At 70.2% G+C, this 7,850-nt stretch carries 9 protein-coding genes; 4 read left to right on the top strand and 5 right to left on the bottom strand.

Going from position 1 to position 7,850, the window contains the following annotated elements; genetic code table 11:
- Nucleotides 1-172: 172 nt before the first annotated feature.
- The 4 genes from E2651_RS38500 to ilvA all read right to left on the bottom strand — a co-directional run bounded on the left by E2651_RS38500 (nt 173) and on the right by ilvA (nt 3,737).
- Nucleotides 173-1,042, bottom strand: coding sequence for an ABC transporter permease (locus E2651_RS38500; protein WP_135335928.1), 870 nt, complete (start codon nt 1,040-1,042; stop codon nt 173-175).
- Nucleotides 1,039-1,245 carry a hypothetical protein gene (locus E2651_RS38495; protein WP_135335927.1) on the bottom strand — a complete coding sequence of 69 codons (207 nt, stop codon included), beginning with the start codon at nt 1,243-1,245 and terminating at the stop codon, nt 1,039-1,041. The genes E2651_RS38500 and E2651_RS38495 overlap by 4 nt, the downstream gene beginning before the upstream one ends.
- Nucleotides 1,242-2,273, bottom strand: coding sequence for an ATP-binding cassette domain-containing protein (locus E2651_RS38490; protein WP_135335926.1), 1,032 nt, complete (start codon nt 2,271-2,273; stop codon nt 1,242-1,244). The genes E2651_RS38495 and E2651_RS38490 overlap by 4 nt, the downstream gene beginning before the upstream one ends.
- A gap of 234 nt (nt 2,274-2,507) precedes the next feature.
- Nucleotides 2,508-3,737, bottom strand: a complete 1,230-nt coding sequence (gene ilvA / locus E2651_RS38485) for a threonine ammonia-lyase (RefSeq protein ID WP_135335925.1) — start codon at nt 3,735-3,737, stop codon at nt 2,508-2,510.
- A 145-nt stretch (nt 3,738-3,882) separates the two neighbouring features.
- On the opposite strand from ilvA, the gene E2651_RS38480 reads away from it, so the two are divergent.
- From E2651_RS38480 to E2651_RS38470, 3 genes are all read left to right on the top strand, one after another.
- Entirely contained in the window at nt 3,883-4,386 is a 504-nt protein-coding gene (locus E2651_RS38480; RefSeq protein ID WP_135335924.1) for a MarR family transcriptional regulator, read from the top strand.
- A gap of 84 nt (nt 4,387-4,470) precedes the next feature.
- Nucleotides 4,471-4,959 carry a sigma factor-like helix-turn-helix DNA-binding protein gene (locus E2651_RS38475; protein WP_135335923.1) on the top strand — a complete coding sequence of 163 codons (489 nt, stop codon included), beginning with the start codon at nt 4,471-4,473 and terminating at the stop codon, nt 4,957-4,959.
- The gene (locus E2651_RS38470; RefSeq protein WP_135335922.1) at nt 4,956-5,207 is read left to right on the top strand and encodes a hypothetical protein; all 252 of its coding nucleotides are present in this window, start codon (nt 4,956-4,958) and stop codon (nt 5,205-5,207) included. The genes E2651_RS38475 and E2651_RS38470 overlap by 4 nt, the downstream gene beginning before the upstream one ends.
- Before the next feature lie 100 nt (nt 5,208-5,307).
- Here E2651_RS38470 and E2651_RS38465 read toward each other — a convergent pair whose 3' ends face one another.
- A complete protein-coding gene (locus E2651_RS38465; RefSeq protein WP_135335921.1) occupies nt 5,308-6,462 on the bottom strand; it encodes a cystathionine gamma-synthase in 1,155 nt (384 codons plus the stop codon).
- 102 nt (nt 6,463-6,564) lie between these two features.
- Here E2651_RS38465 and E2651_RS38460 point away from each other — a divergent pair, with 102 nt between their 5' ends.
- Nucleotides 6,565-7,683 carry a hypothetical protein gene (locus E2651_RS38460; protein WP_135335920.1) on the top strand — a complete coding sequence of 373 codons (1,119 nt, stop codon included), beginning with the start codon at nt 6,565-6,567 and terminating at the stop codon, nt 7,681-7,683.
- The last annotated feature ends 167 nt before the right edge of the window (nt 7,684-7,850 follow it).

The following is a 7,850-nucleotide window of genomic DNA, read 5'->3' as shown; positions in this document are numbered from 1 at the left end:
GTGCGGTCAGGAGAGTGTCCAGATCGGTGTTCACAGCGCGCCCCACGGGTCGAGCCAGTGTTCTACACCACCGATTCTGGGCACTCTCCGTCATTCCGGACAGAGCCAAAGCGCATCAACCATCTAGCAGTCTCTGCGCTGATTCACAGGCTGCGCTAGCGAGGAGGCGTGATCAACCATCCGCCCGGCGGTACTTGCGGACCGCGAGCGTGCGGAAGGCCACGATGATGATCACGGACCAAATCAGCGAAGCCCAAACGGGGTGCTCCATCGGCCAAGCTCCGGTGACTGACTTCGGAACGCCCTCGATCGTGTTGCCGAACAGCTCTCGCGCTGCCGCCACCGTCGCACTGAACGGGTTCCACTCGGCGACGTACTGAAGAAACCTCGGCATCCCGTTGACCGGCACGAACGCGTTCGAGATGAACGTCAGCGGGAACAGCCAGATCAGCCCTCCCGAGGTCGCCGCTTCGGGGGTCCGCACGGACAGGCCGATCAGTGCACCGATCCAGGTGAACGCGTAGCCGAGCAGGAGGAGCAGGCCGAACCCTGCCAGCACCTTGCCCAGGTTCTCGTGCGTGCGCCAGCCGACGATCAGCGCCACCACCGCCAGCACGGCCAAGGTCACGGCCGTCTGCACCAGGTCCGCGAGGGTGCGACCGGTCAGAACGGCGCCGCGCGCCATCGGCAGCGACCGGAAGCGGTCGATCAGGCCCTTGTGCATGTCGTCGGCGATGCCCGCGCCAGCGCCCGCCGTGGCGAACGTGACGGTCTGCGCGAAGATGCCCGCCATCAGGAATTCCTTGTAGGCACTCGCGCTGCCAGCGGGCGCACCTGGAATGTTGATGGAGCCGCCGAAGACGTACGTGAACAGCACCACGAACATCACCGGCTGGATGACCCCGAAGAGGATCATTTCAGGAATCCTGGTCATGCGAATCAGGTTCCTGCGTGCCACGACCAGCGAATCCCTGACCGACTGGCCGATGCCGCCTTTAGGGCGAGGCGCCAGGAGCGGTCGAGTGTCAGATACAGCGCTCACTTCGCCTGCTCCTTCCTGGCGTTGGATCGCCGGATGCCCGAGGTGGAACCTAGCCGAGACGAGCGAACACGATCCGGGATGCGGGACATCCGGATGAGGTTGCGTTTGGCGACGACCAGGGAGTCCCTGGCGGACTGGCCGATGCCGCCCGCGGGCCTGGGGCCCGCGGCGGGTTTGGTCACGATGCCGGTCGCGGAGCTCACTTGTCGGCCTCCTTCTGGGGCTCGGGCTTCGCGTCCTCGACGCCGTCCCCGCCCCCGTTGCCGTTGCCGTTGCCGTTGGCTTCGTCCACCTCGGCCACGTGGCCCGTCAGTGAGAGGAACACGTCGTCGAGGGTCGGGCGGCGCAGGCCGATGTCGTCGATCTCGACGCCGCGGGCGTCCAGCTCCCTGATGACCTCGGCGAGCAGCTTGGCGCCGCCGGCGACCGGGACCGTGAGCTTGCGGGTGTGGTTCTCGACGGCCACGTCGCCCTTGCCGAAGCCGCGCAGGACCTCCGACGCCGCGGTCATCCGCTCGCGCTCGTGCACCACGACCTCGACGCGCTCGCCGCCGGTCTGCGCCTTGAGCTGGTCGGAGGTGCCGCGGGCGATGACCCGGCCGTGGTCGACGACGCAGATGTCGTGCGCCAGGTGGTCGGCCTCTTCGAGGTACTGGGTGGTGAGCAGCAGGGTCGTGCCCCCTGAGACCAGCTCCTGGATGACCTCCCAGAGCTGCTGCCTGTTGCGCGGGTCGAGGCCTGTCGTCGGCTCGTCCATGAACATCACCGGGGGCGAGACGACGAGCGCGGCCGCGAGGTCGAGGCGGCGGCGCATGCCGCCCGAGTACGTCTTGGAGGGGCGGTCCGCGGCGTCCGCCAGGTTGAACCGGTCGAGCAGCTCGCTCGCCCTGACCTTCGCCTCCTTGGCCCTCATCTGGTAGAGCTGGCCCACCATTTGGAGGTTCTCGCGGCCCGTCAGGTATTCGTCGACGGCGGCGAACTGGCCGGAGAGGCCGATCGAGCGCCGCACTTCGTTCGGATGTTTCTGTACGTCGATGCCCGCGACGACCGCCCTGCCGCTGTCCGGCGTCAGGAGCGTGGTCAGACAGCGCACCGCCGTGGTCTTGCCCGCGCCGTTCGGCCCGAGGAGGCCGAGCACGGTGCCTTCCGGGACATCCAGATCGACGCCGTCCAGAGCCCTTACGTCGCCGAAGGTCTTCACCAGGCCTTCGGCGTAGATGGCGCCTGGCATGTGAGCTCCCCCAGTGGTTTGGGTTACTTCCTGCGGAAAATCTTAGATTTGCCGGACTCGACCCGCCCGGTGACCAGTGACGTGAGACACACCATAACGCGATACATCGCGTCGACTCAACTGCTTTCGCGGAGCCTGTGGATAACGCAAAATAGCGGCAGATGCCCTTGCGCGTACGGGAATTCGCCGCTGTCACACCTCTGGGCGGGGCATCGCGCGGGGGCGGCCGACGCCTCAGCCGATGACCGTGTAGCCCGCCTCGCGCAGGGCCACGCCCACCTCGGCGCAGTGCACAGGACCCTTCGTCTCCAGGTGCAGCTCCACCTCCGCCTCCGTGAGCCCGAGCCGGGGATCAGTGCGTACGTGACTCACGTCGAGGACATTGGCGTCCAGCACCGACAGCACCCCGAGCAGCGTGGCAAGGGCGCCGGGCCGGTCCGTCAGGCGCAGCCGCAGCGACAGATAGCGGCCCGCGGCCGCCATGCCGTGGCGCAGGATCCGCTGCATCAGGAGCGGGTCCACGTTGCCGCCCGACAGGAGTGCCACCACCGGGCCCTCGAACTCCCGCGGCCGGCTCAGGAGCGCCGCCACGGGGCTCGCGCCCGCGGGCTCGACGACCATCTTGGCCCGCTCGAGGCAGAGCAGCAGGGCGCTGGACAGCTCGTCCTCGGAGACGGTGACGACGTCGTCGAGCAGGTCGTCGATGATCCGGAACGGCACATCGCCGGGCCGCCCGACCTTGATCCCGTCCGCCATCGTCGACGGATTCGGGATCGACACCGGGTGCCCGGCCGCGAGCGAGGGCGGATACGCCGCCGAGCCCTCCGCCTGCACGCCGATCACCTTCACGTCCGGACGCAGCGCCTTCACCGCGACCGCGATGCCCGCCGCGAGCCCGCCGCCGCCGACGCCCACGACCAGAGTGCGCACCTCGGGGCACTGCTCCAGGATCTCCAGGCCGACCGTGCCCTGCCCCGCGATGATGTCGGGGTGGTCGAAGGGGTGGATGAACACCGCGCCCGTATCGCGCGCGTACTCCTGCGCAGCGGCCAGCGTCTCGTCGACCACCTGGCCGTGCAGCCGCACCTCCGCGCCGTAGTCCCGCGTCGCCGCCACCTTGGGCAGCGGTGCGCCCTCCGGCATGAACACCGTCGACCGCACCCCGAGCAGCGAGGACGCGAGCGCCACACCCTGCGCGTGATTGCCCGCGCTCGCCGCCACGACCCCGGCCGCGCGCTCCTCGGGGAGCAGGCCCGCGATCCGTACGTACGCCCCGCGCAGCTTGAAGGAACCCGTCCGCTGGAGGTTCTCGCACTTGAAGTGGACCGGCGAGCCGACCAGCTGCGACAGATGCCTGCTGCCCTCCATCGCCGTCACTCTCGACACCCCGGAGAGCATCTTCTGGGCGCCTCGCACGTCGTCGAGGGTGACCGACGGCAAGGAGTCAGGCGTGCGGTAGCTCATGACCGTCAGTCTCCCAGTTCACACCGGGGTCCTCCTGTGGTGACCACGTGCCGAGACTGGTTTGCGCAGCGCTGGTACGCCCCGCCGTCCGGCCGCGTAACCTGTCCCCCAACCCATCGCCCTCGCATGAAGTGAGCCCCCGGCCATGCCCACAACTCCGGACATGACGACCGCCAGCGATCCCGGCCTCCTCGACGCGCTGCAGCACCAGGTGGCGGTCTTCGCCCGCCGTGCGGAGCAGACGCGCCTCGGCGGCGTGGGACAGGTCCGCAACTCCATGGACCGCGCCGCGTATCTGCTGCTCAACCGCCTGGACAAAGAAGGACCGATGGGCGTCAAGGCGCTCGCGGCGAGCATGGGCATCGACTCCTCGACGGTCACCCGGCAGGTCGCCCCGCTGGTCGACACGGGGCTCGTCAAGCGCACCTCGCACCCCGAGGACGGCCGCGCGGTCGTCCTCCAGCTCTCCCCCCGCGGCGAGGCGCGCCTCAACGAAGTGCGCTCTTCGCGACGCGACCTCATGGCCGAACTGACGGAGGACTGGGGCCCGGAGGAGCGCGAAAGCTTCTGCACGCTCCTCACGCGCTTCAATTCCGCGCTGTCCGCCCGGCAGACGGCGCAGACGCCTCCGGAGACGCCCGCTTCCTGAAGCCGTGCCCGCCTCTTGACCCCGGCCATGTGCCTGGCCTCATATGAGACCTGAGAGCCGTTTTTCCGCCAGGCGGGAGGCGCGGTGCGCGAACGGCAGGCGTTCCTCGACGCCCGCCGGGCCCGGGAGTTCGAGGCGTTCGTCGCGGGCGCGGCAGGGCGGCTGCTGCATGCCGCGACGCTGCTCACCAGCGAGCCGCCGGACACCAACCCACGCGCGCGTGCCCTGCTGACCGCTTCCCTCGCGTACACGTACGCGACGTGGGACCGGATGCGGGGCGAGGATCCCTACGACCGCACCCGCCAGCAGCTGGCGATCCGTTTCGCGCGCGGGGCCTGGCGCAGGCACCGGGGCCGTGGCGGCGTCCTGGCCAGGCTCACACCGCAGGAACGGCTGATCCTGGTGCTCCGCCTGTACGAGGGAGTCGCCGAGGAGCAGACAGCGGCGCTGCTGGGGCTCCCGCCGGACCGGGTCCGGGTGATCTGCACCCGCGCGATGGCCGCGGTGCTGCATCCCCCGCGTGGGCCCGCGCCTCCCCCTGCGCTTCCCCTCGGAGAGGCAGCCCCGTCATGAGCCAGCACGACCGCAACGAAGCAGCGGTCCGCCAACTCCTGGAAGGCGCGGCACCGACGGTCCCCGCCGGCCTCTACGAGGAGGCGGTCCGCCGGGGTGCCCGCCAGCTACGGAGACGCCGGGCGTTCCGCCGCCTCCTGTGGCTCTGCCTGCTGGCGGCGACGGTGGCCTTCGTGATCTGGGCGTCCCTGGCCCAGCCGTGGGTGGACCCACCGTCCGAGACGACACCGCCGCTGACGCGGTGGTGAACACCGGAGGGGCTGAATCTCGCAGCCCCTCCGGCGTCGTCTTTCCTGGCCCAATTTCCTGGCCCAGCTTTCCTGGCCCAGCTTTCCTGGCCCAGCTTTCCTAGCCCAGCGCCTGCTGCAGATCCGCCAGGAGATCGTCCGCCGACTCGATGCCTACGGAGAGGCGCACAAGATCCGCGGGGACCTCAAGCGCCGAGCCCGCCGCAGAGGCGTGCGTCATCCGCCCAGGGTGCTCGATCAACGACTCGACGCCGCCGAGCGACTCCCCCAGGGTGAACAGCTTCGCGCGGTCGCACACCGCGACCGCCGCCTCCTCGCCGCCCTCCACCTGGAAGGACACCATCCCGCCGAACGCCTTCATCTGCTTCGCGGCGATCTCGTGACCGGGGTGCTCCGGAAGCCCGGGGTAGAGAACGCGCGTCACGCGCGCGTGCCGCGTCAGCATCTCGGCGACCTTCGTCGCGTTCTCGCTGTGCCGGTCCATCCGGACGGCCAGCGTCTTGATGCCGCGCAGGACCAGCCACGCGTCGAAGGGCCCGGCCACCGCGCCCATCGCGTTCTGGTGGTACGCCAGCTCCTCCCCCAGCGCCGCGTCGTCGACGACCAGCGCGCCGCCCACCACGTCCGAGTGCCCGCCCATGTACTTCGTCAGGGAGTGCACGACGACGTCCGCGCCGAGCGAGAGCGGCTGCTGCAGGTAGGGGCTGGCGAAGGTGTTGTCGACGACGAGCTTCGCGCCCGCCTCCTTGGCGATCTGCGCCACGGCCGCGATGTCGGTGATGCCGAGCAGCGGGTTGGAGGGGGTCTCCACCCAGATGACCTTCGTACGGTCGGTCAGCGCCGCCCGCACCGCCGCCGGGTCGGACGTGTCCGCGACGGACCACTCAACACCCCACCGCGAGACGACCTTCGCGAAGAGCCGGAAGGTGCCGCCGTACGCGTCGTTGGGGATGACCACGTGGTCACCGGGGCTGAGCAGCGTACGCAGAAGGCAGTCCTCGGCGGCCAGGCCCGACGCGAAGGCGAGCCCGCGCCGGCCGCCCTCCAGCGCGGCCAGGTTCTCCTCCAGGGCGGTACGGGTGGGGTTCGCGCTGCGGCTGTATTCGTAGCCGCCGCGCAGCCCGCCGACGCCGTCCTGCTTGTACGTCGACACCTGGTAGATCGGCGGTACGACGGCGCCGGTCAGCGGGTCAGCGGTGTTGCCCGCGTGGATCGCGACGGTCTCGAAACTCTGCCTGCTGTGCATGTCACTCATGCGGCCAGAGCCTAGTCCGGGACGGGCGTGCACCGGCGAGTTCCGGGGTCGAGTTCGAGACTGGTTCGCCAAGTGTCAGAGCAGTCTGGTTCGCTTGTGGGCATGGAGATTCTCTGGGTGCTGATGGCGGCGATCATGATGGGGGCGGTGCTGGGCCCGTTCCTGCTGCGCAGGCGCGGCGGAATCCGCCAGGTCACGCCCGGTTCACCGGACGCCGCGGACCCGGCGGAGTACGGCTTCGCGCTTCAGGAGGAGCTGGACATCCGCATGCCGGGCCCGGACCGCGACCTCCTGGACGTCCTCGACGTCGTCCAGCAATCGCAGAGCTGGAAGGCCGCGTCGCAGCTGCTCGCGGGCACGGAGGTGCACGGCGAGGTGCGCTGGCAGCGTGTGCAGGCGTTCGCCGGAGCGGCGTCCCTGGAGCTGCAGCAGCGTCCGGGCGGCGTCAGCGAGCAGCCCGGCGGGCAGTGGCTGCGGGTGTGGCGTGCCGAGGCGCCCAAGGACGCGGGCGGCGCGGCCGTGCACGCGGAGTTCCTGGTCCAGCAGGCCTGGCGGTCCTCGACGTCCGGGACGGACGAGTTCCGGATCATCCTGGAGGAGGCGAAGGAGGCCTGCGCGCAGGCGGCGCTCCTCTCCCCCGGGGACCCCGTCCCGTACATCATCGAGCTCTCCATCGCCCGCGGACTCGCGTACCCGCGCGAGGAGTTCGAGCAGCTGTGGCTGAAGATCCTGGACCGCTCCCCCGCGCACATGGGCGCGCATCTGGCGGCCGTGCACTACTGGTGCGAGAAGTGGCACGGCTCGCGCGACCTCGCGTACAACTTCGCGGAGGCCGCGGCGGCCCGCGCCCCCAAGGGCTCGCTCCTGTCCGCGCTCCCGCTGTTCGCGGTGTACGAGCACCTGCCCGAGGTGAACCTGGTCCGCGGCTTCTACCAGAGCGAGGTCGTCACGAAGGCCGTCGAGGGCGCGCTCTTCGCGGTCCACTCGGCCCGCCCGGACGACCCGATGCTGGCGCACGTGCGCCACCTCCTCATCCTCTTCCTGGTCCGCAGCGAGCGCTGGGCGGAGGCGATGCACCAGCTGGTGCACGTGGACGGCCACGTGGGCGCGCTCCCCTGGACCCTGTCCTCGGACCCGGCGGCGGACTACGCGGTGTACCGCGCACTGGCGGTAGGCGGCTACGAGGCGAACGGCGGCAGCCCGGCAACGCTGCCCCACTGATGACGGCCCCAGGAATGCGCCTCCCCCCACAGACGTTGATGTAGAGGCCGCGCACGCACCGCGTAAGCCCCGCCGCCCCAGGAGGAACGACTCCCATGCTCTTCGGCAGCCTGAACGTCGACGCCAAGGGCGGCCTCACCACCCTGACCGGCTCCGGCCTCCCGTAT

The sequence above is a fragment of the Streptomyces sp. MZ04 genome, assembly GCF_004684775.1.
Lineage (GTDB): Bacteria > Actinomycetota > Actinomycetes > Streptomycetales > Streptomycetaceae > Streptomyces.
This window is presented reverse-complemented; position numbering and strand designations above follow the sequence as displayed.